The sequence below is a fragment of the Ruegeria sp. AF2 genome (assembly GCF_056542025.1).
Genome location: NZ_JBQFZC010000003.1, coordinates 488,326 through 513,870 on the forward strand (window position 1 = coordinate 488,326; position 25,545 = coordinate 513,870).

At 57.9% G+C, this 25,545-nt stretch carries 21 protein-coding genes and 1 tRNA gene; 11 read left to right on the forward strand and 11 right to left on the reverse strand.

Going from position 1 to position 25,545, the window contains the following annotated elements; genetic code table 11:
* Positions 1 to 18: 18 nt before the first annotated feature.
* The 9 genes from ACR0NM_RS13145 to speB all read left to right on the forward strand — a co-directional run bounded on the left by ACR0NM_RS13145 (position 19) and on the right by speB (position 9,678).
* Positions 19 to 312: a (2Fe-2S)-binding protein gene (locus ACR0NM_RS13145; RefSeq protein WP_170420427.1), complete on the forward strand. Its 294-nt coding sequence runs from the start codon at positions 19 to 21 to the stop codon at positions 310 to 312.
* Entirely contained in the window at positions 260 to 745 is a 486-nt protein-coding gene (bfr, locus tag ACR0NM_RS13150; RefSeq protein WP_170392566.1) for a bacterioferritin, read from the forward strand. Before ACR0NM_RS13145 ends, bfr begins: the two co-directional genes overlap by 53 nt.
* A complete protein-coding gene (locus ACR0NM_RS13155; RefSeq protein ID WP_480615095.1) occupies positions 705 to 2,252 on the forward strand; it encodes a di-heme oxidoreductase family protein in 1,548 nt (515 codons plus the stop codon). Before bfr ends, ACR0NM_RS13155 begins: the two co-directional genes overlap by 41 nt.
* A gap of 3 nt (positions 2,253 to 2,255) precedes the next feature.
* Positions 2,256 to 3,266: an imelysin family protein gene (locus ACR0NM_RS13160; RefSeq protein ID WP_480615097.1), complete on the forward strand. Its 1,011-nt coding sequence runs from the start codon at positions 2,256 to 2,258 to the stop codon at positions 3,264 to 3,266.
* Positions 3,267 to 3,269: 3 nt separating this feature from the next.
* Positions 3,270 to 4,355 carry a DUF1513 domain-containing protein gene (locus tag ACR0NM_RS13165; RefSeq protein WP_480615099.1) on the forward strand — a complete coding sequence of 362 codons (1,086 nt, stop codon included), beginning with the start codon at positions 3,270 to 3,272 and terminating at the stop codon, positions 4,353 to 4,355.
* 102 nt (positions 4,356 to 4,457) lie between these two features.
* The gene (gene speA / locus ACR0NM_RS13170; RefSeq protein WP_480615101.1) at positions 4,458 to 6,347 is read left to right on the forward strand and encodes a biosynthetic arginine decarboxylase; all 1,890 of its coding nucleotides are present in this window, start codon (positions 4,458 to 4,460) and stop codon (positions 6,345 to 6,347) included.
* Between the two features lie 22 nt (positions 6,348 to 6,369).
* Positions 6,370 to 7,581: a saccharopine dehydrogenase family protein gene (locus ACR0NM_RS13175; protein WP_480615103.1), complete on the forward strand. Its 1,212-nt coding sequence runs from the start codon at positions 6,370 to 6,372 to the stop codon at positions 7,579 to 7,581.
* 88 nt (positions 7,582 to 7,669) lie between these two features.
* Complete coding sequence (nspC, locus tag ACR0NM_RS13180) at positions 7,670 to 8,839, forward strand: carboxynorspermidine decarboxylase (protein WP_480615105.1); 1,170 nt, start codon at positions 7,670 to 7,672, stop codon at positions 8,837 to 8,839.
* A complete protein-coding gene (speB, locus tag ACR0NM_RS13185) occupies positions 8,836 to 9,678 on the forward strand; it encodes an agmatinase (RefSeq protein WP_480615107.1) in 843 nt (280 codons plus the stop codon). The genes nspC and speB overlap by 4 nt, the downstream gene beginning before the upstream one ends.
* Here the strand turns inward: speB and ACR0NM_RS13190 are convergent.
* Entirely contained in the window at positions 9,675 to 10,265 is a 591-nt protein-coding gene (locus ACR0NM_RS13190) for an HD domain-containing protein (RefSeq protein WP_170564393.1), read from the reverse strand. The genes speB and ACR0NM_RS13190 overlap by 4 nt on opposite strands.
* Positions 10,266 to 10,367: 102 nt before the next feature.
* Here ACR0NM_RS13190 and ACR0NM_RS13195 point away from each other — a divergent pair, with 102 nt between their 5' ends.
* Complete coding sequence (locus tag ACR0NM_RS13195) at positions 10,368 to 11,201, forward strand: LysR family transcriptional regulator (RefSeq protein ID WP_170402209.1); 834 nt, start codon at positions 10,368 to 10,370, stop codon at positions 11,199 to 11,201.
* A gap of 2 nt (positions 11,202 to 11,203) precedes the next feature.
* Here ACR0NM_RS13195 and lptF read toward each other — a convergent pair whose 3' ends face one another.
* The 8 genes from lptF to ACR0NM_RS13235 form a co-directional block, all read right to left on the reverse strand.
* Positions 11,204 to 12,343 (reverse strand): LPS export ABC transporter permease LptF, encoded by a 1,140-nt coding sequence (lptF, locus tag ACR0NM_RS13200; protein ID WP_170392575.1) that lies wholly within the window; start codon positions 12,341 to 12,343, stop codon positions 11,204 to 11,206.
* Positions 12,344 to 12,415: 72 nt separating this feature from the next.
* Positions 12,416 to 13,831 carry a flavin-dependent monooxygenase QhpG gene (gene qhpG / locus ACR0NM_RS13205; protein ID WP_170392576.1) on the reverse strand — a complete coding sequence of 472 codons (1,416 nt, stop codon included), beginning with the start codon at positions 13,829 to 13,831 and terminating at the stop codon, positions 12,416 to 12,418.
* Between the two features lie 4 nt (positions 13,832 to 13,835).
* Complete coding sequence (locus ACR0NM_RS13210; protein WP_480615109.1) at positions 13,836 to 15,146, reverse strand: radical SAM protein; 1,311 nt, start codon at positions 15,144 to 15,146, stop codon at positions 13,836 to 13,838.
* Positions 15,143 to 16,903, reverse strand: coding sequence for a ferritin-like domain-containing protein (locus tag ACR0NM_RS13215; protein ID WP_480615111.1), 1,761 nt, complete (start codon positions 16,901 to 16,903; stop codon positions 15,143 to 15,145). The genes ACR0NM_RS13210 and ACR0NM_RS13215 overlap by 4 nt, the downstream gene beginning before the upstream one ends.
* Entirely contained in the window at positions 16,896 to 18,569 is a 1,674-nt protein-coding gene (locus ACR0NM_RS13220) for a hypothetical protein (RefSeq protein WP_480615113.1), read from the reverse strand. The genes ACR0NM_RS13215 and ACR0NM_RS13220 overlap by 8 nt, the downstream gene beginning before the upstream one ends.
* A 39-nt stretch (positions 18,570 to 18,608) precedes the next feature.
* Positions 18,609 to 20,174, reverse strand: a complete 1,566-nt coding sequence (locus ACR0NM_RS13225) for an FAD-binding oxidoreductase (protein ID WP_170512877.1) — start codon at positions 20,172 to 20,174, stop codon at positions 18,609 to 18,611.
* Between the two features lie 120 nt (positions 20,175 to 20,294).
* Positions 20,295 to 23,600 carry an adenylate/guanylate cyclase domain-containing protein gene (locus ACR0NM_RS13230; protein ID WP_480615115.1) on the reverse strand — a complete coding sequence of 1,102 codons (3,306 nt, stop codon included), beginning with the start codon at positions 23,598 to 23,600 and terminating at the stop codon, positions 20,295 to 20,297.
* 228 nt (positions 23,601 to 23,828) lie between these two features.
* Positions 23,829 to 23,904: transfer RNA gene (locus tag ACR0NM_RS13235), tRNA-Trp, on the reverse strand.
* A 142-nt stretch (positions 23,905 to 24,046) separates the two neighbouring features.
* Between ACR0NM_RS13235 and ACR0NM_RS13240 the strand changes: the two genes are divergently transcribed.
* Positions 24,047 to 24,751 carry a DUF374 domain-containing protein gene (locus ACR0NM_RS13240; RefSeq protein WP_170402235.1) on the forward strand — a complete coding sequence of 235 codons (705 nt, stop codon included), beginning with the start codon at positions 24,047 to 24,049 and terminating at the stop codon, positions 24,749 to 24,751.
* A gap of 34 nt (positions 24,752 to 24,785) precedes the next feature.
* Here the strand turns inward: ACR0NM_RS13240 and ACR0NM_RS13245 are convergent, their stop codons facing one another.
* Both ACR0NM_RS13245 and ACR0NM_RS13250 read right to left on the reverse strand, forming a co-directional pair.
* On the reverse strand, positions 24,786 to 25,007 hold the full coding sequence (locus tag ACR0NM_RS13245; protein WP_170420395.1) for a hypothetical protein: 222 nt from the start codon (positions 25,005 to 25,007) through the stop codon (positions 24,786 to 24,788).
* Positions 25,008 to 25,277: 270 nt separating this feature from the next.
* Positions 25,278 to 25,545 (reverse strand): EF-Tu C-terminal domain-related protein (locus tag ACR0NM_RS13250; protein WP_480615117.1); only part of this gene is annotated, 268 nt, incomplete at its 5' end.

Here is a 25,545-nt window from a genome sequence, read left to right on the forward strand (position 1 = left end):
TATACCGACTGAGTCGCCATGATCGTTTGCCATTGCACCAACATCTCTGACCACGATATCCGAGCGGCGATCGATTGGATGCGCGCGGCAGACCCACAGACCATCATCACTCCCGGCAAGATCTATCATGCCCTTGGCAAGTCAGCGGATTGCGGCGGATGTATGCCGCTTTTCCTAGACACAATGCGCGCAGACGATAATCTTAAAGTCCCCATGCAGCTTCGGTCGTTACGATCCGAAGTATCACAGGAGAAAGCACATGAAGGGCGATCCCAAGGTCATAGAATACCTCAACAAATCACTGCGGCATGAACTGACGGCGGTCAGCCAGTACTGGCTACATTACCGCCTGCAAGAGGATTGGGGGCTTGGCCATATGGCCAAGAAAAGCCGTGAGGAATCCATCGAGGAAATGGGCCATGCAGACAAGCTGATCGAGCGGATCATCTTTCTGGAGGGCCACCCCAACCTGCAGAAACTTGACCCACTCCGCATCGGGCAGACCCCGAAAGAAACACTGGAATGCGATCTAGCCGCCGAACAAGACGCGCGGGCGCTTTATGTCGAAGCGCGGGAATACTGCCGCGAGGCCGGCGACTATGTGTCCATGGGCCTGTTCGAAGAATTAATCAGCGACGAAGAAGGACATATCGACTTCCTCGAAACGCAGCTCGACCTTTATGAAAGGATTGGCGAAGCCAATTATGCGCAACTTAACGCATCCAAGATGGACGAAGGCGAGTAAGCTTGCCCTTGCATCGGTGGCCGCACTCACGGCCACCTCTTCCCAAGCCACCGAGCTGCGGGACTCTCATCTAAATTTCCTTCCAAGAACTGCCGAAGAACGCGCCCGGATCGACGCTGTCACAGCAACGCCGGACGACTTCAGTGTGCCGCAACGGTTCGAAGAACTGTCCGCTGGTGCTGCGACCGTGCGGGCGCGCACTGATGCGGACGCGTTTTCTCAGCCCTCCGCCAATTTAAGCTTCGAACAGGAGCTGGACTTCAAAGTCGGCAACGGGTTGTTCAAAAAGATCTGGGTCTCGTCTCCGTCGTCCACTCTGGCTTCGGACGGTTTGGGTCCGCTATACAACGCCCGCTCGTGTCAGCGCTGTCACATCAAGGACGGGCGCGGTCATACGCCTAACGGCCCGGATGACAATGCCGTCTCGATGTTCCTGAGAGTTTCGGTTCCCGGCAAGCCAGAGGGCGCGCCTGCCGAGATCGAAGACTTTATCGCCACCCTGCCTGATCCGAGTTATGGCACTCAACTGCAGGATTTCGCTCTGGCAGGCCATCCCGCAGAATATCGGCTGGACATCACGTATGAGGAAGTCCCCGTCGCGCTGTCCGATGGCGAAACGGCCTCGCTCCGCCGCCCCAGCTATAAGGCCGCCGATTTAGGCTATGGCCCGCTGCACCCGGACGCGATGCTTAGCCCTCGAGTTGCGCCGCAGATGATCGGACTGGGGTTGCTGGAATCAATTCCGGTTGAGGACTTGCTGGCCAAAGCCGATCCTGATGACGAAGACGGCGATGGTATCTCGGGCCGTCCGAACATCGTATGGTCGACGGAATTTGGCGAACCAATGATGGGCCGCTTTGGTCACAAGGCCGGGATGCCCACGGTGATGGAGCAATCGGCGGCGGCCTTCGCAGGTGATATCGGCATATCAAGTCCGCTTTACCCCGCGCCGTACGGCGATTGCACCGAATTGCAGGCCAACTGCATTGATGCACCGCACGGAGACAATGATGCGCGGGGATTCGAGATTGACGCAATTGGCATGGACCTCGTCGCCTTCTACAGCCGCAATCTCGGTGTTCCGGCGCGCCGAGACACCGATGACCCTGAAGTGCTGCGCGGGAAAGAAGTGTTTCTTGCCTCGGGCTGCGCATCCTGCCACACGCCTGCTTATGTCACCCACAGGATGCCCGATAGGCCCGAACAGAGCTTCCAGCTTATCTGGCCCTATACCGACCTGCTGTTGCACGACATGGGCGAGGGTCTGGCCGACAACCGCCCCGAGGCCCGCGCAACGGGCCGCGAATGGCGCACGCCGCCTTTGTGGGGCATCGGCCTGACACAGCGCGTCTCGGGCCACACCCAATTCCTGCACGATGGTCGCGCGCGATCCCTGCTTGAAGCCATCCTTTGGCACGGTGGCGAGGCGCAGGCCGCCCGTGACACGGTAGTTTCAATGCCAAAAGCCGACCGCGACGCTCTGATCCGCTTTCTTGGGAGCCTCTGACCCATGCGTAGCCTTACTTTCGCCGCCGCCCTGCTAGTGCCCTTGGGCGCCTTTGCTCAGGATCGTGCTCCGATTTTGATGGATGTGACCGAAACGCATATTCTACCGCGCTTTGCAGAGCTGGCTGACGCAACCGGTGCTTTGTCGACCACAGCCCAAACAGATTGCGAACCGGAGTCAGACGACCTGCGCGCTGATTACGCCACGGCATTCAATAGCTGGGTTTCGGCCAGCCATTTACGTTTTGGGCCGTCCGAGGCTGACGATCGCGCTTTTGCACTGGCTTTCTGGCCAGATACCAAAGGATTCACACCCAAAACCCTGTCCCGACACATCGCCAGTGAAGACACTGCCGTCGACGACCCCGATGCCTTTGCCGAAACCTCAATCGCCGGGCGCGGCTTTTTTGCATTGGAACGAATGCTCTTTGATCCAGCGATGACAGAACAAGGAAGCGCCGACTATCGTTGCGCGCTTATCCGCGCCATCACCACTGATATCAACCGAAATGCCGTCGCGATCAACGCGGACTGGCAAAGCTACGCACCACGACTGACGCAGCCGGGGGACAACAGCCCCTATCGCTCGGGCGATGAGGCGATGCAGGAGCTGTTCAAGGCGCTTACAACGGGGCTAGAGTTCACAGCCGACACACGCATTGGACGCCCTTTAGGAACGTTCGAGCGTCCGCGCCCGAACCGTGCTGAAGCGCGGCGGTCCAAGCGGTCGTTGCATCATGTCACGCTGTCTCTGATCGCCCTGCGTGACTTGGCCGCCCGTCTGTCCTTTGACCACCCCGAGATTGCTGCAGATCTGGATGCCGGTTTCGCGCGGGCCATCGACCGGGCTCAATCACTGGACGACCCCGCCCTCGCCGGTGTTGCGACACCGCAAGGTCGCGTCCGCATCGAAGCGCTGCAGCAATCGATCAACGACATTCGCGAGATCGCCGCGACCGAGCTTGGCCCGACGCTCGGCATCAGCGCCGGATTCAACTCACTGGATGGGGATTGACCATTGACGAACCGCCGCGAATTTCTTGCAGGCCTTGGTGCCGCCAGTCTTGCTTCGGTGCCGGGCTGGGCGTCCGTCGGCGCGCCCAGCTATCTGGCCGCTGCCTTATTCCCAGATGGTAGCTACCGCCTGTCCGGCCTGGATAACTCGGGCGCAGTTTTGTTCGCTATACCGCTACCCGCGCGCGGGCACGCCGCCGCGGCCCATCCGTTCAAAGCCCAAGCGGTCGCCTTTGCCCGCCGCCCCGGGACCTTTGCAATTGTAATTGATTGTACAGATGGTTCTGTCCTAAAGCGGCTGGAGGCACCCAATGGCCGCCACTTCTACGGGCATGGTGCATTCTCGGCTGATGGAACACAGTTTTTCACAACCGAAAACGACTATGAGGCCGCAGAAGGTGTGGTTGGCGTCTGGGACGCGATCAGCTTCGCACGGCTGGGAGAGTTCTCGTCAGGTGGGATAGGCCCCCACGACATGCGCTTGCTGCCCGGTGGCGACATACTGGTCATCGCCAATGGCGGCATCGAGACACACCCCGACAGCGGTCGGACCAAGCTAAATCTGCCAACGATGCAGCCCAACCTGAGCTATCTCGACATTTCGGGTTCGATATTGGAGCAAGTAGAGCTACCCCGCGCGCTGCACAAAAACTCGATCCGCCATCTTGCGGTGCGTGACGATGGTCTAGTGGGTTTTGCAATGCAATGGCAAGGCAGCCAGACCAAGTACCCTGCCCTTCTGGGGCTTCACCAAAGGGGCGAAAAGCCTCGCCTTTTGTCAGCGCCCGAAACGCAGCAAAGAGAGTTGCAAGGGTACGCTGGCAGCATTGCCTTTTCCACCGATGGCCAATCGGTTGCGATCACCTGTCCGCGAGGCGATGCATTGCACCGCTTCGACGTAAATAGCGGAACATTCATCGAAGCTTTAGTGTTCGAAGATGTTTGCGGTTTAGGCGCCGGCAAGGCTGGGTTGGCGTTTACCACCGGAACCGGTGCATTTGGCACTCTGACGACCACCGGCGCCGAAATCACCGCGCGGTCGGATTGCCAGTGGGACAACCACCTGATCCCGATCCGTGCATACGGCTAGATTTCGGCGGCGAACCCTCTCACAGTTTACACTTGGACGAATCAAACCGCTGCCGTATTGGCAGGCGCTAAACCAGCACACCCAAGTTAAGGACTGATCTGATTGAAACAGACGCCCGACGCACCGCATTCCATCTACGGGGTTGAGAAATGGGGCCATGGCCTCATTGAGGTGACAGAAAGGGGCGAGATAGCTCTGCGCAATCCGATGGCCCCCGAGGCCGAGGCAATCAGCCTGCCGGGCATCCTCAGCGATCTGGACGACCGGGGGATCAAAGCCCCGATGGTCTTGCGTGTTGCGTCTTATCTAGAGCATGAAATCGCGCACCTGAACGAGAGCTTTGCCGAGGCAATCGCGCGCGTAAACTATAAGGGCCACTATCGCGGTGTTTTTCCGATCAAGGTGAACCAACAGGCGCAGGTGGTCGACCGGATCGTCGAGTTCGGCAAAAAATACAATTATGGCCTTGAAGCAGGATCAAAACCTGAACTGGTGGTGGCCCTGGCCCATCGCCTGGCCCCCGAAGCGCTGATCGTCTGCAATGGCGTCAAGGATGCTGAATTCATCCAATTGGCGATCCTGTCTCGCAAGATCGGGTTCAACACCGTCATAGTGCTGGAAAGCCCAAAAGAGGCCAATACCGTCATCGAGGTCTATAACCAACTGGGGATCGAGCCCCTAATAGGCGTTCGGGTCAAATTGACCAATCAGATCAGCGGCAAATGGGAAGAAAGTTCCGGCGACCGTTCCGCCTTTGGAATGAACACCGACCAGCTTGTTGCCACCGTGGACAAGCTGAAAGCGGCGGGATTGCTGCACTGCCTCAAGCTGCAACATTCGCATCTGGGTTCACAGGTGCAAGACGTTAACGATGTGCGCCGCGCTGTTGGCGAGGCATGCCGGTATTACACCGAACTCTCGCGTGAAGGTGTACCACTCAGCTATCTGGATCTCGGCGGCGGCATGGGGGTGGATTACACGGGCGAAAAAAAGGCCGCGGAAAACTCGATCAACTACACGGTCGAGGAATATTGCGCCAACGTAGTCGAAACCGTGGCTTACGCCATGGACGAGGCTGAAATCGACCACCCCACACTGATCACCGAAAGCGGCCGTGCGGTTGTTGCGACGTCGTCCATGCTGGTCTTCAACGTGTTGGAAAGCACACTCTACGACGCCCCGAACGGACCAATGGCCGAGCCCGATGACCACCACATGGTTTCGGACCTCGCCGCAGTACACGGCTATCTCAGCAAAGATCGTCTGCAGGAATGCTGGAACGACGCAACCTTCTATCGCAATGAATTGCGCGCGCTTTTTAGACGCGGGTATGTCGACCTGCGCCAGATGGCCCGGGCCGAGCGCATCTACCTGTCCCTTATGGCCCGTCTCAAGGCCTTGGCGGCAAGTGATGATCTGGACACGGAAGTGGATGACCAGCTTGAGAAGGTCGCAGACATCTACCATTGCAACTTCTCGCTGTTCCAATCCCTCCCCGATGTCTGGGCCATCGACCAATTACACCCGATCGTGCCGCTGCAAAGCTTGAATGAAACACCAGACCGCCGCGCGGTCCTGTCCGACATTACCTGCGACAGCGACGGTAAGATTGACCGGTTCATTTTGGCCGACGGCGTGTCCCCCAGCCTGCCGGTGCATTCGCTGCCCGAAGAAGGCGAGTATTTCATGGGCGTCTTCTTCGTTGGCGCCTATCAGGAAACACTTGGCGACCTACACAATCTGTTCGGCGACACCAATGTTGTCACCATCGACCTGCGCACCGACGGTGGCTTCGACTTGCTGCATGAACAAGAGGGCGACACAATTTCTCAAGTCTTGTCTTATGTGGAATTCGACCCGCAAGACTGTGTCGCCGCGTTCCGCAAAATGGTGGACGAGGCGATTTCGACCGGTACTCTGCAAGCCAAGGACCGAAAAACCCTGATGAGCGCCTATCGCGACTCGATCAACGGCTACACCTATTACGAATAACCCCTTGAGAGGAGACTATCCCATGGGCAAAACACTGGTTGTCGGCGCGGGCGGCGTGTCCCACGCAGCCGTGCACAAAATGGCGATGAATTCGGACATCTTTACCGAGATCACGCTGGCCAGCCGTACGAAATCGAAATGCGACGCCATCGCAGCGGCCGTTAAGGACCGCGTCGGTGTGGACATCGCGACTGCCGAGTTGGACGCCTACAAGGTTGAAGATACAGTCAAACTGATCAAAGAAACGGGTGCAGAAATCCTCGTAAACCTGGCCCTGCCGTATCAGGATCTGGTTCTGATGGACGCGTGTCTTGAGGCCGGCATCCACTATCTCGACACCGCGAACTATGAGCCCGAGGACGAGGCCAAGTTCGAATACCACTGGCAATGGGCCTATCAAGAGCGGTTCAAAGAGGCTGGTTTGACTGCCATCCTCGGCTCGGGCTTCGATCCGGGTGTTACATCCGTCTTCGCCAAATGGCTGAAGAAGCACAAGTTGGATACGATCCGTCAGATCGATGTGCTGGACGCGAATGGCGGCAGCAACGATCAAGAATTCGCCACCAACTTCAACCCGGAAATCAACCTGCGCGAAGTGCTGGCCGAGGTGCGCCATTGGGAAAACGGCGCATGGCAGCACAGCCCGGCGATGACCCACAAGGTCGAGTTCGACTTCCCCGCCATCGGCCCCAAGAACATGTACCTGATGTATCACGAGGAACTGGAGTCGCTCAGCACCCATTTCCCCGAGATTGAGCGCGCCCGCTTCTGGATGACCTTCGGTGACGCCTACATCACCCACGCCAAGGTGCTGGAAAACGTCGGTATGACTCGCATTGACCCGGTGATGCATGACGGCAAGGAAATCATCCCGATTCAGTTCCTGAAAACCCTGCTGCCCGATCCCGGCGATCTGGGCGCGGAGACCAAGGGCAAAGCCTGCATCGGTGACATCGCCACAGGTCAGGCCAAGGACGGCTCGGGCGAAAAGACCTATTATATCTACAACATCTGCGATCACGAGGAATGCTACCGTGAGGTCGGCAGCCAAGCCGTCAGCTACACCACCGGCGTCCCCGCCATGATCGGTGCGGCGCAGGTGCTAAAGGGCAACTGGACCCAGCCGGGCGTGTGGAACATGGAACAGCTCGACCCGGACGACTTCATGGACATGCTGAACACCCACGGCCTGCCGTGGCAGGTCCACGAACTCGACGGCCCCGTCGATTTCTGATCCGCATCAGCTTCATCTGGCTATAAATATCTCGGGGGGTCCGGGGGGCAGCGCCCCCCGGCCTCTCCACAATCCGGAGACACCCGAATTGTCCGACATGATGACCACCCAAGCCGGAGATGCCGGAGCTTTCCGCAATTTCGACTTCAACCGCGTGCCCACCCCTTGCTTCGTGGTCGATGAGAAAGCCCTTGAGCGCAACCTGACCATCCTCTCCGAGATAGGCACCTGCTCCGGCGCACATGTCCTGAGCGCGCTCAAGGCGTTTTCCATGTTCTCGCTGGCCCCACTGGTGCGCCGACACCTTGGCGGCACCTGCGCGTCCGGCATCTATGAGGCGCGGCTGGGGCGCGAGGAATATGGCGGCGAGGTCGCAACCTTCTGCGCCGGATATAAAGACGCGGACATAGACGAAATCCTGTCATTGTCTGACCACATCATCTTCAACTCACCCGCGCAAAAGGACCGCTTTCTGGCAAAAGCCCAAGCCGCCGGCGTACAGGTCGGTCTGCGCATCAATCCGGAACATTCCGAAGGCGAAATCCCAAAATACGACCCTTGCGCGCCCTGCTCGCGTCTGGGCACGCCTGTCAGCCAATTGACCGCCGAGACTATGAGTGGCGTGGACGGTCTGCACATGCACACGCTCTGCGAACAGGGGTTCGAGCCGTTGCAGCGGACTTGGGACGCGGTTGAGCCAAAACTCAAACCGTACCTTGGCCAACTCAAATGGCTGAACTTCGGCGGCGGGCATCATATCACCCGTGATGACTATGACCGCGACGGGCTGGTCGCCTTCATCAAATCCATCCGTGAGACACACGGTATCGACGTCTATCTGGAACCCGGTGAGGCGGTGGCCCTGGATGCGGGCATTCTGGTTGGCGAAATCCTCGACTTGCCGACCAACGGTATGACCCTTGCGATCACCGATATCTCGGCTACCTGCCATATGCCGGACGTCATAGAAGCCCCCTATCGCCCCGCCCTCATGGATGAGGCCGAGGCAGGCCATACCTATCGCCTTGGCGGCCCGTCCTGTCTGGCGGGCGACGTGATTGGTGACTACACATGGGACAAACCACTGGAAATCGGCCAGCGCTTTGCCTTCCTCGATCAGGCGCATTATTCGATGGTCAAAACCAACACCTTCAACGGAGTTCCGCTGCCGACTATAGCGCTGTGGAACAGCGAAACGGACGAACTGAAAATCATCAAACAGTTCGGCTATGACGACTTTAAAGGCCGCCTCTCATGAGTATTTTCCTCGACAGTGAACTGTCCGCATCCGAGCGCACTGAGGACGCGCGGTTCCGTGTGATCCCGGTGCCGCTGGAACGTACTGTATCTTACGGGGCGGGCACCGCCAAAGGCCCGGACGCAATTATCGAAGCCAGTAATGAACTGGAACGCATCACTGGCCACGCCGAGCCCTGCGTCGAGGGGATCTTCACCGAAGAACCCGTTGACTGCGATGCAGCGTTGTCAGAGATAATGGAACGCCTAGCCCAACGCACGGAAGCGGCCGTTCGCGCCGGCAAAATCCCGGTGACGCTAGGTGGAGAGCATTCACTTAGCTACGGCGCAGTGTTGGGTGTTGCCCGCGCTCTAAACCAACCGATTGGTATCGTGCAAATCGACGCCCATGCTGATCTGCGCAACGCTTATCAGGGCGAGAAACACTCTCACGCCTCAGTCATGCATCTTCTTGCCGAAGATGGTATCCGTCTGGCGCAATTCGGCGTTCGCGCCTTTTCGACCGAAGAAGCCCAAAGCCGCCTGAGAAACCACGTGTTTCATGTGGACGCCGAAGAACTGGTTACCGGCAACATCCACTCGGTTGATCTGCCAAAGGATTTTCCCGAACTGGTGTACGTCAGCTTTGACGTTGATGGGCTGGACCCGGCAATCATGCCCGCCACTGGAACACCCGTCCCAGGCGGGCTGGGATATTATCAAGCACTGCGCCTGGTGGAACACGCCCTGAAGGGCCGAAAATGTGTGGGTTTCGACGTCGTCGAACTGGCCCCGAACGGCAATGCCGCCTGGGATTTTACCGCCGCCCAGATCGTCTATCGCCTGATGGCCGCCTGTTAAGCCTCGGCGGTCTCATTCAGTTCCATGTGCCCTTCGCCTTTGTTCAGAACGCGGCGTAGCATGGGCTCGAAGAACTCCAGCGGTTTGGTCGGATAATCCGGGTCGAACGCCTTCTGATCATATTCATGACAAAAATAGCGGCAGTCCTCCCAATACGGACTGTCGCGATATTTGTCGCGGGCATTCCGATCACCACCTAGATGATGATTGTAGTAGTAGCCCTGAAACACGCAGTGGTGCTTGAGAATCCAGTGTGTCTTCTCACTGACATAGGGCTTCATCATCGCGGCGGACAGTTCCCCGTGATTATAAGGCGACAAGATATCGCCGGTGTCATGGATCAGGGCAGCCACAACCAACTCTTCATCAGCGCCGTCCTCATACGCTCGTGTCGCGGCCTGCAGGCTGTGCTGATAGCGATTCACCGGATACGGCGTCCATTCTTCGTCCAGTGAACGAATGGCGTCCAGTATGCGATCCGGCAAAGCAGCGTTGTAGCTGTCTTCATACTCCATGACCGCATCCCAGTCGGCCTTGGTCGCCTCTTCAAAACTGGTCCAGGTGGGTTTGTGGCTCTTGTCCAGCATCGCGCGAATCCTTTGGCTACGTTCGTCAAATCACTTTAAAGCGGCAGATATAGGCAAAAAAATGAATTGATTTTATCAATACGATCAAAAAATACTTTCAATATGCAAACCAAATCTCTGGAAACATTTTTAAGCGTAGCCGAAACCGGTGGGTTTCACTCAGCGGCCCGTAAGTTGAATGTAACCCAAACCGCAGTCAGCGCCCGGATCAGGGCCCTGGAAGACGCAACAGGCAAACCGCTGTTTTCGCGCGGGGCAGGCGGAACGGTATTGACCGAGTACGGTCGCCAATTCAAACCCTATGCTGAACAGATGCTGTCGCTGTGGTCGTTCGCAGCCAACGACCTGCCTGAACAGATTCAAAATCGGTTGGCACTGCGTCTGGGTGCCCAGTTGAGCGTGTGGGATCCGTTACTGGTGGACCTTGCTGTTCGCTTTGAACAACGGTTTGGACAATTGCTTTTAACCCTGAATTACGACCATGATTTGGATATGGTCGACGCCGTTGCTACCCACGTACTTGACGCCGCGCTGACCCATGAAAAACCTGCGGACCGGCGCGTGGTATTCCACGAACTTGCGCCCGAACGGCTGTCTTTGGTTCAAAGCAGGAAGGATGCGAACACCGACGCTGAACGGGTATTTGTCAACATAGAACTGGGCGAGACCTACCGGGATCATGTCCGTTCCACAGCGCGTCTCGCGACAGGGCAAACTATCTTTCTGGGTAATTGCTTGATGGCTTTACGCTATCTCCTACAGCGTGGCGGGTATGGGTATTTCCCGGACTATGTCATCACTCAGCATCTGAACTCGGGCGAGCTGTTGCGCGAGAAAGATGCGCGCGACTTAATGCTACCGCTGTATTTGGTGGTCCGTTCGGACAGTCAAGAAGTTGAAAACATCCTGCAGTGCCTGGAGGAACTTCGCCGCTGACTTCAGACCGGTGACGGCTTTGGTGCTCCGTTTCGAACCCTTTTTCGCAGCAAGGGTCGCCCCGCGGCCAGTAAAAACAGAACCGACACAAGCACGCCCATAACGGCGGGAAGATACAGCAAGCCCCAAAGTCTGGGATCATTGATGACGAACGGGGATACGAATCCCCGAACCCCCTCAAGCAGGACCAGAATGGTAAAGGCACCCAGGATCTGAGGCCAAAGCCCAAAGCGCGAAAAGCTACCCAGCATCAGGGTCGAATATCCGACCAATGCGACCGCAATACATATCGCAATCCACGAGAACCTCTGGTGCAGCTCATCCACCAGATGGCCGATGCTGTGATCATCTTTCACTGAGACCGCTTCGCGATCCCAGATCAACTCGACCGTCGGGATGGCTTCAAGGCTGCGATGGCCCATACTCGAATTCTGGGTCAGTTCGGAAATGTCGTAAGAGGCGTCTTCGAACAACGTGGATGACAGCGTGTTACCAGCCTGATCATACCGCAGCGCAATCCCATCCAGCATAACCAGATGAATGCCCGAAGCCTGATTGACCAGATAGGCCGTAGCACTGGAATAACTGACAGGGTTAATCCCATCGCGACGGTCCGAGACGAAGACTTCGCGCAGCGTTCCGTCCAAATCGATATCGCCGATATAGACGGTTACACCTTCTGCTGGATGCAAGAATTCGCCCTCATTCAACAGCTGTGCGGTGACATCTCCGGCAACTTCATCCTGTCTTAATTCCAGTTGATCAACCGATGCAGGTCGCAAAAAGACGCTGATGACAGCCATCATCAGTCCCGCACTGAGCCCGAACACCAAGACCGCGCGCGCCAGTCGCCACGGGCTGGAGCCTGTTGCCAGCATCACCGTCATCTCGCTTTCGCGGCTCAAACGGTTGGTGGCGTAAACAGCGGCCGCAAACACCGCCATGGGCATGACCGTCCGGATCAGCGTCGGCAAGGTCAACGCCGTGAACTCCAGGAACACCATCGCCGATTGGCCGCCGCTGATGACCCGATCAAAAAGGCTGACCGAACGCGTGATCCAAAACACCCCGACAAGCACAAGGGTGAAAAAGCCAAACAGCACCAGCAATTGCCGCAGGAAATACCCATCAAAACGCGACATGCGACCTCTTGTTTCTTGGCGATTGGCGTTGCGGCGGACTTTAGGCCATTCAACGCGCCGAGGAAACCTCGATTAAGCCTGATCAGCGGCGGGGATCACGATGCGATGATACCAAAGCCAGCGCAGAATGCGCGACGCCGTGTGTGTGGCCAAAACCTCTGACCAGCTCTTGATGATGTTCAAAGTGGTTGTCGGGGCGCCCAGCCGCTCTAACAACGGTCCCAGCATTGCGCCCTCCAGATTTGCAACTGGCCTTGGAAGATTCGGGTGCCCTATGACAAGGCCGGGTTCGATATGCGAAGTGGTTTGCACGCCGGAAGTGATGAGCTTGGCCTGAGGTGACAGGATCAGGGGCTGATCATCACGCAACGCCTCCCTGTTTGGATCGAACGCTGGGGACTTTACCCAATCCAACGGCTTTGCGCGCTCAGCCCAGAAGTGCGAAGGATCGACAGCATGCTGCCGTGCATAGAAATCGGCTGCAAGCGCTGCATGGGTCTGCACACGCTCGAATTGCCGATCCGCATAAAAAGACAAGGCCAGATCACTATGTTCGGGGGTTGTCAGAAGCGTGTTCACCACAGCTGCGGCCTGCACCGCCTGCCCCATCGCCAATTGCACCCCCTGCGACGACAACGCGTCGACCGCGAAGCTGGCCTCTCCGACCCGCAGAAGGTCGCGCGTTGGTGGTGTTGTCTCGGCCTGGCTGGTCGCATCCGCCCGCCGCACAGGCCCGATACGGCGCTGTTCCAGACAGGGCGCTAGTAGTGTCGAACGGGCCAGAAGATTCAGATAGAGATCGCGTCGATCTGCGGGTGGCAGCCCAATGCAGGCGTCGGGATCGACAAAAACCATTGCGTTGACCACTCCTCCCGGTAACAACGCGCCCCAATACCAATGTCCTTGTCCCGCCTCGACCCGGGCTTGCGGGCCAAAGCCCGGCGGCACGTGCCAATAAGCATAAAGCGCCAACAAAGGTTGGGATGCAGGGAGAAACCTGCGGCCCAGCCCGGCTTGCCGTCCCGCTGCGTCCAGCAGGATTTGTGCCTGGATCCGAAAGGCGCCCGTGTCGGTCCGAACGGGAATCTCCCAACCAGACTGCTGGCGCACCGGGCGGTATGCGCGCGCAGGTTGGACGACCTGCGCCCCTGCCGCTTGTGCTGCACGTAACAGCACCGCATCAAACTGGCCCCGGTCAACCAAAAGTCCGGGGTGATCACCGTCGACGCCGCGACGTTCGAATGCTCCGGCCCAATGCAAAAGCGATCCGCTTGCACGCAGAAAACCGGTTTGGGAAACGGTTTCGTCGACCCCCAACAGGTTCAGGATCGGCCAGATAGATGGCGGCAATGACTCGCCGACATGCTGGCGCGGGAACGTTTGCCGCTCGATCAGGCAGACACGCCGACCTAGCTGAGCCAACCTCAGCGCGGCAGAACTACCTGCCGGGCCGCCTCCGATCACGCAGATTTCGGTCTCAATCTCCATCCGTTCAGGCAGAGGCCACCTGAGCGGACACGCCAAAATAATCCGGACGTGCTTCGGACAAGCGGACATAGGCTTGAAGGCAATAGTGCAACCAACCTCGAATGTAGTCGCAAGCGGGGCGTCCGCGATGGATGACCTCGTGATGACAGCCGCCGCCGCACAGATACCGCGCCCAGCAAGTGCCGCACGGGGACTGGGTGTGCACGTGACGGTTCGTCAACCAATTTTCTCGCCGAAGATCAGGGCCATCATAGACATCGCCCATGGCTCCGGCTTCGTCTTCAACAAAGCGATGGCAGGCGAACAGGCCGCCATCAGCAGACACGCCGAAATACCCGCCCCCTGCCCCGCAGGCATAGGGCCGGTGGGTGCCTCGGTGGATCTCCTGCATCGCCGCTGCCATGTTCGAGAAAGGGTAGCGCCGCCCTTCGATTACCGCCGCCTCGAAAACTTCGCCGCAACGGATCATCTGCGATAGCATCTCGTCCAAATCACTCCGGTTCAGTTCATACTGACCGTTGGGCGAGGCCAGCATGGGCGAGAATCCAATCGAATGAAATCCCATTCCCACAAACCGATCCAGCGTCGCTGGCAGGTTCATATTCTGCGGCGTAACCGTTACCCGGGCACCAACCTGCATACGGTGTTGAGCTGCCAGCAAAGGCTCGACCCGCTTCAGGATCGTATCAAAACTACCCCGACCGCCACGATTTGGGCGCAGCTTGTCATGGACCTCGCCCACGCCATCCAGACTGATGGTGACAGCAAATCCATGCGCTTCGAAAAACGCCGCATCCTCGGGGCGTAGCAGGGTCCCGTTGGTTGTGATCGAGAACCCGACGCTCAACCCGTTGGCCTGCGCCTGATCGACGGCATATTCCGTAGTGCGTTGCACCAGATCGCGGTTGATCAGAGGTTCTCCACCCAAATAGGCAAGGTTGATCCGCACACCGGGTTCGGCTTCGGCCACCAGCCGATCAACCGAAGCCTTGGCGACTTCCCATTCCATATTCCGCGCGGGTCCGCCAAATTCTCCCCCTGCAGCATAGCAATAAGTGCAAGCCAGATTGCATTTCTGCGCCACTGCCAGTGACAGCGACCTCACGGGCATACTCTGAGGCGGCGTGTCATCGATGAAAGGTGTTCCATCCAATCCCATGGACCTGAGGAAAGCGCTTTGACTTCTCTTGTCCATCGTTGCGAATTGGTCCGCCGTCCCCTCAGGCACATCAAACACGCGCGATCCATCAACGGCCAGCATGTGATCTCCATGCCCTGTGTCAAAGAAATGCACCTGCGCGGCGGGTGGGATCACGCCTTACCCTCCGTCCAGAACGGGATGCCAATCCCCTTGGCGGCCAGCGCTTCGCCCTCGACGCGGAACAGCTTCATGTCATCGCGCACCTGCTGGATGTAGGCCTGGGAGTCTTCAAATTTGCCATCCGCTTCAAGCGCATAGGCGTTGGCTAACCCATCCTTGACCTTAGCGTAGAGTTCCAGCGCCGTCCTGGCCTCCTCTTCAGTGCCAACCTCAATCTGACGCAAATAGGCAGGCGTGCCTTCTCCCGTATCGTATTTGGCCAAAACGTCCTTCATTTGACTGAAGCGCAGGAAGTGCTCGTCCCCGTCGGTGTCGATCCGTACCGCCAGCGCATAAAGGCGGCGTTCCGGGAACAAATCCTCCTGCTCCAAAGTCGCCACACATTGTGCATAAGCGCGGTCAATAAAGCCTCCGGGGCGCTCGATCTCGATGAAATCCGCAAGCGCTTCGGCCGTTAGTGGCCTCAGTGCGCGCGGCTGCGTCTTACCCTTGCCCGCCGGCAAGGTTTCGGACGGGGTCAAGATGGGTTCATACCCCTCGGGCTCAAGCTCCCACAGCAGTTGGTTCGCCCAGCGCATATGGGTCATCTCGCCAATCGCGACCTCCAGCACCGAACGCCGGGCAAATATCAGATCGTCTTTCAGCGTCGGCCATTTTCGGGTATCCGCCGTTTCGGGATCCGCCAACGAAAAATAGGCATAGAGATATTGCACGCTCAGCGTCATCTCCATCGCGGCCAGACGCGTCTTGAGGTCCTCGATCATCGCCTGCGGCGTGTCATAGGGCTCCACGCCTGGCATTTCGGGATCAACTTTATAAACCTCGCCCGTTTCGCGGCCTTCAACGACGATAGGCAATTCGCTCCACATCTGATTTACCTGATAATGGTCAATCTGGTAGGGGCGGTTTTGTTCGACCGTATTCAGCGCCGCGACGTTACCGGACGGAGACTTGTCCGAGCGCAGCCAATCCAGATAGGTCTCGGCCTCGATCGGGTTCGTTGACTGACCCGAGGGTAACTGATCGTCATGCGCCACCTCAGCCATCACTACGTCGGGGTGGTTCGAAGGCCAGTAGTGGCAGCCGCAGTCGCGGAAGTCATGGGACCACGGATTGCACAGGCTTTGCGTCAATTCTCCGGGATCATAGGCTTCGCTGAAGACACCCGCCTCGGTCCGGTACTGGCGGCGAAAACCGTGCAGGACAACCTGCTCGGTATCCACGATGCCTTCATGATTGCGCCGTTCCAGCGCAATGCTGACCGGTTTGTCATCACCATGTTCCAGACTGCGGATGAACCGCCAAATCATCAGCCCGTCATAGGGTGTGCCGTCTTCCTCCTTGAAAGTGATGCGCTTACCGCTCTGCTCGACCCATGACAGGAACCAGCGCCCCTGGCTAAGCTTCGCGCCCACGACGCCACTGTAAGCCTCCAGCAAGGTCTGCACCCATTCTTCGGGGCTGTTGTCGGGCAGCATCGGGTCGTAGAAATAATCGACAAAGACCAGATGGAAGCCCTGTGAATTCTTCGGCGCCTCGGGCACGGGGTTCAGCGGCACCCGCGCGGCGTTGAACACCAGACCGGGGAAAAAGCGGCGGTCCAGGTTGCGTACATCCATTTCCAGACCGGGAAAGCAATTCCCCACCGATCCGTCCAGTCGCGTGTTGTCGGGGTTGCCCGGTACCTTATAGGCCGCGCGGGCGGTCAGGTTGCGGGGTTTAACGCGGATTTGGCCGGGCTGATCAGACATTCTGAGCCTCCGTTTCCTGTGCAACCAGATAGTCGATGAACGAGATCACCAGATGGTACTGCCTGCGCGACAGCGACAGCGGGTAATAGTTGGAATCGCGCATATAAGGCGGCATCCGCGCGTCGTGCATCGAGTCGCGGATAATCCGAGGATCGCGAAAATCCGGGTTCGGATTTTGATCAGGGTTTGGGTTTGTCTCAAGCTCGGTCAGGACACCATATGGTGGACGCAGCAGCGTTTTAACGAAATCCGGGCGACGGCGCAGGAAATCCAGCAGGTTGGCCTCGTCAATCAACTGCTCATGCACGAACTTCGTCGCCACTGTATAGGGCAGCCGATCATTCGGCACGGAGTTCGAAAAGACTGAGATCGGTTGCGGGCGGATCAGTTCGTCGATCTTGTCCGGCGGCCTTGCATCCTCCTCCGTCATGGATTTCGCATCGGTTGACGGCAGGCCCGGCGTCGGGGAAATCCCGGTTTTCGCCTGTAATTTGGCATTGTCCTTCAAACCTTGCGCGCGGATATCGTCGAGGTTGATCAGGCTGTTGGTCTCGAAGGCGCGGCGGAAGATATCGACCACCTCGTCTTTGGCCTGGGTGTAGTTTTCTTCAGTTACCGAGATTAGCGACAGATCACGATCGGCCAGATCATCCTCAAGGCTGTAGAACGGCCGCGCATCAGGTGCAAAATCGGGTGGTCCGGTCATGATCGTGGCGCGCGCGGTCAGGCGTTCGCCACGTACAGCCAGCGTCGCCTCGATCACGCCATCGCTGGTGTCATCGGCCACTCCCCAGGATTGGTCATTGCCCACACGGGCACCGTCGTAACTATCATGCGGCTCAGGGTCGTCCGAGGTGCCGGACATCATGATCCATTTCGACCAAGGGGTGTCGGGGTTCAGGATGCGGTTCTGTTCGGGCACGATTTCGTGGATGCGACCATATTCCGATTTCGGCGGGTCGTTCTGATAGCCCGGTACGGCCAGCGTCGCCGGACCGTATGCAGCATCAGGCGGGCCATAAACCTCGCCTTTCGGAGGCATAAAGCGCAGGCGCAGGATACTGCGGTCGATGAACTTCCCTTCGACCGGTTCATCATGACCCTGCACAGGATGCATCACACGCATCGAGCCTAGCGGGATCGGGTTATGCTCATAGACCATCGGCTGTTGCTCAGACGTATACGGGCTGAAGGCCAGCAGGGGTTTCGGGGTGAAATCCTGTCCCGCAATCTCGACCCGTGCACGAAACCCGCAAGCCGCGTCGCCAGTCCGGCGCTCGGCCTTGGTGTTCCCGACGGTGACCGAATAGCGCACGTTTTGCAGCGACAGGCCCTGATCGTCGAGCAGATCGAGCGTCACCGGTGTCTCATATTCCTCGCCCGTCTCGGCATCATGCATCCGCGCCCACAGCTCAAAGAACGGGGCAACCGGACGCAGCGCGCCGCCTTCGTCGCGAAAGCGGATCGTGTCGGGATCGGGAAGATAGGCGGTGACACTACCATCTTCGATCTCGCGCAGGGTTATGTTCGAGCGGATGACCGTTTTGTTGTTGCCATGGGCATCCATGTCCTGCTGCCACTCATAGCTTTCCAGCGGTGTCTCGCCCGGTCCCAGGCGAGCAACCGCCATGGGTGGCAGAAAGAAAATCTCTTGGATCGTGTCCATACTGGGCCCTCCCCCGTTTGGCCTTGGCAGCCCCCGCTTTCAGGGGTTCGAATAGCTCTCGTATGTGATAGTTGGGTCGTCGAAGATCGACTTGGACGTATCTCGGATGATGTCTGGCGGAGCGTCATCCGGCACCGGCGAAATGCTCTGCTGATAATGGAAGAAGTTATGCGGGTCGAATTTCTGCTTCACGAACAGCAAAGAGTTGAAATACTCGCCCCAGTATTGCCAGCGATAGTTCTTCTGGGTCCGCCGTGGATAGTTCTGATAGACGCGGTCAATGAAATAGCCTTCTTCGGTCATCAGTTCCATGAATCCGTCGAGCCACGGCACCACGATCTCTTTTTCTTCTTCCGACACCCAGAACACATCGACGTAGAAGTTCAGCGACACATCACGGTGAATGAAGGCATTGCCTTGTTTGCCCAACGGCATCCGATTGATCGCCCCCCCATAGGGTTCGATGGCCACAGCGCCATAAGCGTTGGGCGTGCTGTCGAGGTAGTCTACGACGCGCTGCCATTCGGCTTCGTTGAGCTGGCGTTCAATATATCCGGCCTGCTTATCTTCACGCGCCTGATCGGGGACGACGGGGATGTCATATTTGTCGTCATACAGCCATGAGTTGATTTCTTGATAGGTGCCATAGTTCTGGTCGTCCTCACCCATCTCGCCGCCGATTTCATCGCTCAGCAGGGGCTGGACAAACGCGTTCCCCTCTTCGGACGTGCCATCATAGAGCGCCGACACCAGCAGTACCTTTCGATCTCCCTGATAGGCCAGAAAGATATAAGCCCCGAAACGGTCATCTTCGCAGGTGCGCATGTAGTTGGCCTGCAGGTACTCCAGTGCCTTGGCGGCTTTGTCCAACGGCCATGTGATGTGGCAACCCCAGACTTCATACAGCTGGTGCAGCTGGTAGCGGATTTCCAGCAACACACCAAAGTTGTTGCCGGTCCCGCCTCGTATGGCCCAGAAGAGGTCGGAGTTCGTGTCTTTGTCCGCGATCACGATACTGCCGTCCCACAGCATCACGGTGACACCCAGAACGCTGTCGCAAGCCATCCCAAGCCGGCGAGAGGTAAAGCCATAGCCGCCGCCCATCATGAAACCCGCAACGCAGACATCCTGACAGGCCCCGCCCGGCACGTGCAGGTGATAGGAGTTCAACTCCGAATTCAGCATCTTGAACGGTGTGCCCGGACCGACATAGGCCATCGGCACCTTTGGATCGACGGTCACGTAACGCATTCGGCTGGTATCCAGCACCATCTGGTTATTGACCGAATACCCCGCCGTGCTGTGACGCCCTGACCGCGCAACAACCCACAGGTCATGCTCACGCGCGAAAGCAAGGCTGGCGCGTACATCCTGAATGGTCTCGCAATAGACGATGATCTCTGGGTAGTCCTGGAAAGCCGGATTCCAAACCTGCCGGTCATTGTTGTAATCCGCGTCGGTCGGCAGAGTGACCGTTCCGATCAGTTTCTTCTCAAATTCACGTATCTCATCGGGCGTGATCGAATGGTACTGCTGCAGCGCCAGATCGGTACGGCTTTGCGCCAAGACATCCTTGGCCAGAAGGGTTTTGCTGATCTTACGCATTAGGTCTCCTCATACCACAAGAGCGGGGCGCCGGACTGGTGACCCAGCGCTAAAAAGTCGAAATTCAGGTATCATCCCAACTCTGCCCGCGCCCAAGCTGGCAGCAAGTTGGCCTTCGGGTCAAGTAATCGTTTCCATCAACGCTCGTGCGTCTTTGAGGTCCGGCAGTTGGGCATCTTGATGGAAATGCGACATGACCGAATTCAACGCCTCACCAACCGGTTCGCCTCGGTGTTGCCGCCACTCCGCCAACGCGACCGCTGCACGAAGCTCGTAAAGCCGCGCGCCTTGCCTTTGCGCTGTTTCGATAGCGCGCAACAGCAGCGGTACGGGATCGCCCCCGGTCTTGGCTACAAGGGCGGCCTCAATACGCAGTTGATCGGCCTCGGCCCATTTCTCTTCGGTTTTGCTCAGAACATCTCTGGCGTGCGTCAGAGTCTGATGCGCAGCGTCGTGAAGGCCGGCGTTTGTCTGAATCTCGGCAATCAGCGAAGGGAAGAAAGTCTTGTAATTTCCGGCCCCAACCGACCACCAGTCTTCCGACGCCTGACGCAGGTCCTCGATATGCTCGACTTCAGAGGTCGTGGTCGCCTTTGCCCAGCTTTCCCATAGCCGCGCAATGGTCGCCATAAAGGGTAGCGAATGCTCCTCGGCGACTTCGGACAGCGCCTTAACATCCCTTTGCAATGCAGGGATGTCGCGCGCCAGCAGGTGAACCTTGCACATGTAAACCAAGATCTGCGCCACACTATGCGCGTGCTTGAGGTTCTTGGACCATTCCAGCGCTGTATTCTGCACCTGCAGGGCATCTTGATGCCGACCCATCAGGCAATAACATGTGCCCAGAAATGCTGATGTAATCGCGGCATGATCCGTTCCATAGACATAGGCTAGCTGGCTGTGCTGATCAAAATCATAAAGCGCCCAAGCTTGCTCAAGATGGCGCTTTGCATCTGACAGGTTGCCCAGATGCAATTGCACCGCCCCCATGGCGCGATGACCGACCATGCGGTGTTCGGTCTTGCCGCTTGTCGCCGCCAGATCGAGGATCTGCGCAGCCACGCCTTTCGCCAATCGATATTCGGCACGCACAAGATGGAATGCATATAGCCCGTTGAGCACAGGAAACAGCCGCTCGGTCTCGTCAGCTCGGTGACATAGTTCGCGCAGACGCCCATAGGCCTCACCCGTCGCATCCCCTGAAATACCGCTTGTTGAGCGCAGGACACCGGCACGCAGAATCTGGATGTCGATCTCTTGCAAATCCCGTGCACGGCTCTTTGGCAGATCGGCAAGCTGATCCAGAGCTTTCGACAGATGGGTCAACGCCTCGGCCTGGGCCGAGCGTTCGATCGCTCGACGCCCCGCGCTTTGCCAGTGCATCACGGCCTCATCCGCGCGTTGGGCCAACGTGTAATGCTGTGCCAGAACCTCGGGCTGAGTCTGGGCCAGTTGCGGCTGGTTCTCCAGCAATGCACCCGCCGCGCGGTCATGCAGCGACTGCCGTTCCGTGCGCAGCAGGCTGTCATAAGCCATGTCGCGAATCAATGCGTGGCGGAAGATGAACTCATCCTCTGCCGCATCCGGGGCTTGAAGAATGATCCCGGCCGATGAGAGCTGTTCCAGTCCGGCCTGCAGAACCGTCGGAGACAGAAACGAAACAGAGGCCAGCAACGCGATCGAGAACTGCCGCCCGAACACGGCGCCGGTTTGCGCCACTTCTTTGGCCTTGCCCAAACGGTCCAGACGCTCCATCAGCGAATCCTGCAACGTGCTGGGAACTGAAAGCGATGGCAGGGGGCCGCGCACGACATACCCCTTGTCGCTCAAGCGCAATTGCCCCGATTCCAAAAGACCGCGGGTCACTTCCTGGACATAAAGCGGAATGCCATCCGTCTTGGCCGCAATAAGGTCGCAAACCTCGGGTGGTACTGGGTGCCCTCCCGCCACCTCAGCTACGATCTCAGCCACATCCCGATTGGTCAAACGCTTGAGAGGTATACGCAGGGTATTGTTGTGGTGACCCCAACCCGGATCGAAACCGGTACGTGCTGTTACGACGATCAGCACCGGTAGGTCCCGAATATGTTCGATCACCCGGTCTGTCAGAGACAAGGTGGTCGGATCAACCCAATGCGCATCTTCGAACAACAGCAACACTGGTCGTTCTCGCGCTAACGTCGCAAGCTGTTCTGTCACTGCCTCCAACGTCTTCTCAAGCTTCACTTGCGGCGGCAGGTCGAGAGGCCCCAGCGTAGCATCAGCATCAACGCTCAACAAATCAGCGATCAGGCGCACATGCTCAGGCGGGTGATGGCGCAAGAGGTACGAGAGTTTTCCCAGTTTATCCTCATCGTTGTCTGTCGGCGCAAATCCTGCTGCGCGTTCCAGATGCTGAATGATCGGATAAAGTGCCGAGTTGGCATGAAAGGGCGAACACTGGAAGTTCAGGCGAAGCGCGCCTTGATCCAGCACTTCTTGGCTAAGCCCCTCAATCAGGCGTGATTTGCCGATCCCTGCCTCGCCAGTGACAAGAACCGATTGTCCAGCGCCCTGACTTGCCTCATTCCATTTGTCGGTCAGCTTGCGGAACTCTGCCTGGCGCCCAATGAGCCGACCAGAACCGGCATCAGGCATTATGTCAAATCTGCGCTCGATCCGCGCCTGCCCTGTGACGCTCCAGGCTTGTATCGGTTCCGAAAACCCTTTCAGTGCGAAAGACCCGCGATCCTGCAGTTCAAATGCATTGCCCACCAATCTGCGAGTGGATGGGCTGATGATCAGTGTATTGGGCTCGGCCAAACTCTGCAAACGTGCTGCCAGATTGGGTGTACGCCCCATGACCACGTCATGTTCCTTCAACCCTTCGCCATGGATCTCGCCCACAACGACAAGACCGGTCGAAACACCGATCCGCGCAGTCAGACGCTCCTCGCCTTCCATGCGATTCAATCCTTCAAGAATATCCAGACCCGCATGAACGGCGCGCGAGGCCGCATCTTCCACCGCGTGAGGATACCCGAAATAGATCATCGCCCCGTCACCCATGAAATCGGCGATATGTCCACCAAAGCGAGCAACCGAGGTCGAGCAAATTTCCTTGAACCGCCGAAGCAGCTCCCCCAAGTCTTCGGGATCAAGCCGCTCGGACATGGCAGTCGAGCCAACCAGATCAACAAACATAACTGTCAGTTGCCTCCGCTCGGCGACAATCTTCCCGCTGCCTTGCACCGGGGTCGGATTGGCATCCCGCGCCTGCCCCAATGCGGCCATCAATCGGCGCCTTGGTCCAAGTGGCAGCCCAAGGTCGATCAAATCATGTTCGGAGAGATGTGCGAGATCGGCCAATGTAACTTCGTTCGACGCGAATACCGGCGCATATTTCGACAGCCCGTGTTCTTCAAGGAATGCGTCGATCTCTGTCATTATCCCCGTTGTCCCCGATCGTCTCCGGGTTCCCCTACCCGGTCAGGCTTGCATATTGTGACACAAAAGCCGAACGACTTTAGCACATTAGCTGGACAGTCCTGATGGCTTTTCCTTCAGCCTTGATCAAGCTTTTTCTTTATTGCCGCACACGTCAAGTGAATTGCGCCACACGTAAGCACCAAGCCCACGCCTCTGTTGCAGGAATTTCGCTTGTCTGGTGGGAAATGGCAGGGGCAGCAGGGTTCGAACCCGCGACCTACGGTTTTGGAGACCGTCGCTCTACCAACTGAGCTATACCCCTAGGCTGGGCCATCAGATATGACAGAGGCGCAGCGGACTCAAGAGGCTTTTTGAGTTTTCCGAACACTTTACCGCTGACAAAAAAGTTGCGCCCGGCGCGCAGTTCTTTAAGACAAGGCTCGGCCAGCAGGAGGACCGCAGCCTTGAGCATCCGCAAGAAAATCGCAGACAGCGAAGCCGTGCTGAACTGGGTCGCGCGACGGATCGCAAGCTATATCCGATTGGTGCATCGCAACACACGCTGGCAGCGCATCGGTTACGAAGAACTGGATCAACTGGCCGAACAGGGCGAACCGGTCATCGTGGTGCTGTGGCACCAGAGACTGGCACAATCGCCATATTTCTTCCCACTGGACAAAGGCCGCATCTGCTCGATCACTTCGGCAGCGCGCGCGGGCAGCATGGTGGGGCGAGTGCAGAAGCTGTTCGGGATGGATACAATTGCAATGTCCAGCCGCAAGCGCCACGTCGCCTTGTCGCGCGAAGTGCTGGGAAAGATGAAACAGGGTATCTCGATTGGCATTGCCGCCGACGGCCCTCGCGGACCCGAGCGGGTATCCTCGACCGTACCGCTGGTCTGGGCTCGCACATCAGGTAAACGAGTTTTCGGCATCACCTATTCCGCGCGGCACGGGCGCGAAGCCGGAACTTGGGATCGTCTGCTGATGCCTCGCCCCTGGCGCAACGACGGTGTATTTCTGTGCCGCGAATGGACCGATCCAGTTCCACGCAAGGCCAGCGAAGAGCAGATTGAGGCCCTTCGTCTGAGCCTTGAGCAGCATATGAACGACATCACCGCCGAGGCCGACCGGATGGTCGGGCGTGAGCCATGGGCAAAGAGCATGTGAACCCAGAACCCGGCGTGAAACGACTATTGCGCCGTTAGGCCGCGTCTGCGCTGGTTTTGACCGAGGTCGCTCCTCTCGCCATGCTGTCCGACATTTCAGCAAGCTTGATATCAAATCGCTTGCGCTCTCGGCAAAAGTCGCTGATTTTGCACTCAACTTCCTGTTCGTCGTCACCGAGAACAGCGGCTCTCATATCATCCAAATCCTTGCTGTGAAGGATTTGCGTTCCATAGTTTAGAAATTCAAAACCAAACATCTTAGTCTCCCCTGATCGCCGGGACGCGCTTGATTTGCGCGTCACCCTTGCTGTTGCAATAGAGAGCTGGGAGTTCAGTCTTCGTTTGGAGTGGACGGTAGATTAAGAATGCGAGATCGACAGCTGTTTTGTTCAATGAACTCAGCTTGCCCGAGATCATTCGACGAACAATCTCAATGCGCCGAGAAGATTGGATGAGAAAAGGCCGCCCCATGTGGAGCGGCCTTCTTTAGTTCACCGATTTGTCGGGCCAAAGCCCGACTACCGTGATTACTCGATGATTTTCGAGACGACGCCGGCGCCGACGGTGCGGCCGCCTTCGCGGATGGCAAAGCGCAGGCCGTCTTCCATCGCGATCGGAGCGATCAGCTCGACGGTGAAGCCGACGTTGTCGCCGGGCATAACCATCTCGGTGCCAGCCGCCAGAGTCACGGTGCCGGTCACGTCAGTTGTACGGAAGTAGAACTGCGGACGGTAGTTCGCAAAGAACGGGGTGTGACGACCGCCTTCTTCCTTGGTCAGGATGTAGGCTTCGGCT

Bases quoted from the DNA above. Each gene is read 5' to 3' on its own strand.
- ACR0NM_RS13145 (WP_170420427.1), top strand. From the start codon at position 19: ATGATCGTTTGCCATTGCACCAACATCTCTGACCACGATATCCGAGCG.
- bfr (WP_170392566.1), top strand. From the start codon at position 260: ATGAAGGGCGATCCCAAGGTCATAGAATACCTCAACAAATCACTGCGG.
- ACR0NM_RS13155 (WP_480615095.1), top strand. From the start codon at position 705: ATGCGCAACTTAACGCATCCAAGATGGACGAAGGCGAGTAAGCTTGCC.
- ACR0NM_RS13160 (WP_480615097.1), top strand. From the start codon at position 2,256: ATGCGTAGCCTTACTTTCGCCGCCGCCCTGCTAGTGCCCTTGGGCGCC.
- ACR0NM_RS13175 (WP_480615103.1), top strand. From the start codon at position 6,370: ATGGGCAAAACACTGGTTGTCGGCGCGGGCGGCGTGTCCCACGCAGCC.
- speB (WP_480615107.1), top strand. From the start codon at position 8,836: ATGAGTATTTTCCTCGACAGTGAACTGTCCGCATCCGAGCGCACTGAG.
- ACR0NM_RS13190 (WP_170564393.1), bottom strand. From the start codon at position 10,265: ATGCTGGACAAGAGCCACAAACCCACCTGGACCAGTTTTGAAGAGGCG.
- ACR0NM_RS13195 (WP_170402209.1), top strand. From the start codon at position 10,368: ATGCAAACCAAATCTCTGGAAACATTTTTAAGCGTAGCCGAAACCGGT.
- lptF (WP_170392575.1), bottom strand. From the start codon at position 12,343: ATGTCGCGTTTTGATGGGTATTTCCTGCGGCAATTGCTGGTGCTGTTT.
- qhpG (WP_170392576.1), bottom strand. From the start codon at position 13,831: ATGGAGATTGAGACCGAAATCTGCGTGATCGGAGGCGGCCCGGCAGGT.
- ACR0NM_RS13215 (WP_480615111.1), bottom strand. From the start codon at position 16,903: ATGTCTGATCAGCCCGGCCAAATCCGCGTTAAACCCCGCAACCTGACC.
- ACR0NM_RS13220 (WP_480615113.1), bottom strand. From the start codon at position 18,569: ATGGACACGATCCAAGAGATTTTCTTTCTGCCACCCATGGCGGTTGCT.
- ACR0NM_RS13225 (WP_170512877.1), bottom strand. From the start codon at position 20,174: ATGCGTAAGATCAGCAAAACCCTTCTGGCCAAGGATGTCTTGGCGCAA.
- ACR0NM_RS13230 (WP_480615115.1), bottom strand. From the start codon at position 23,600: ATGACAGAGATCGACGCATTCCTTGAAGAACACGGGCTGTCGAAATAT.
- ACR0NM_RS13245 (WP_170420395.1), bottom strand. From the start codon at position 25,007: ATGTTTGGTTTTGAATTTCTAAACTATGGAACGCAAATCCTTCACAGC.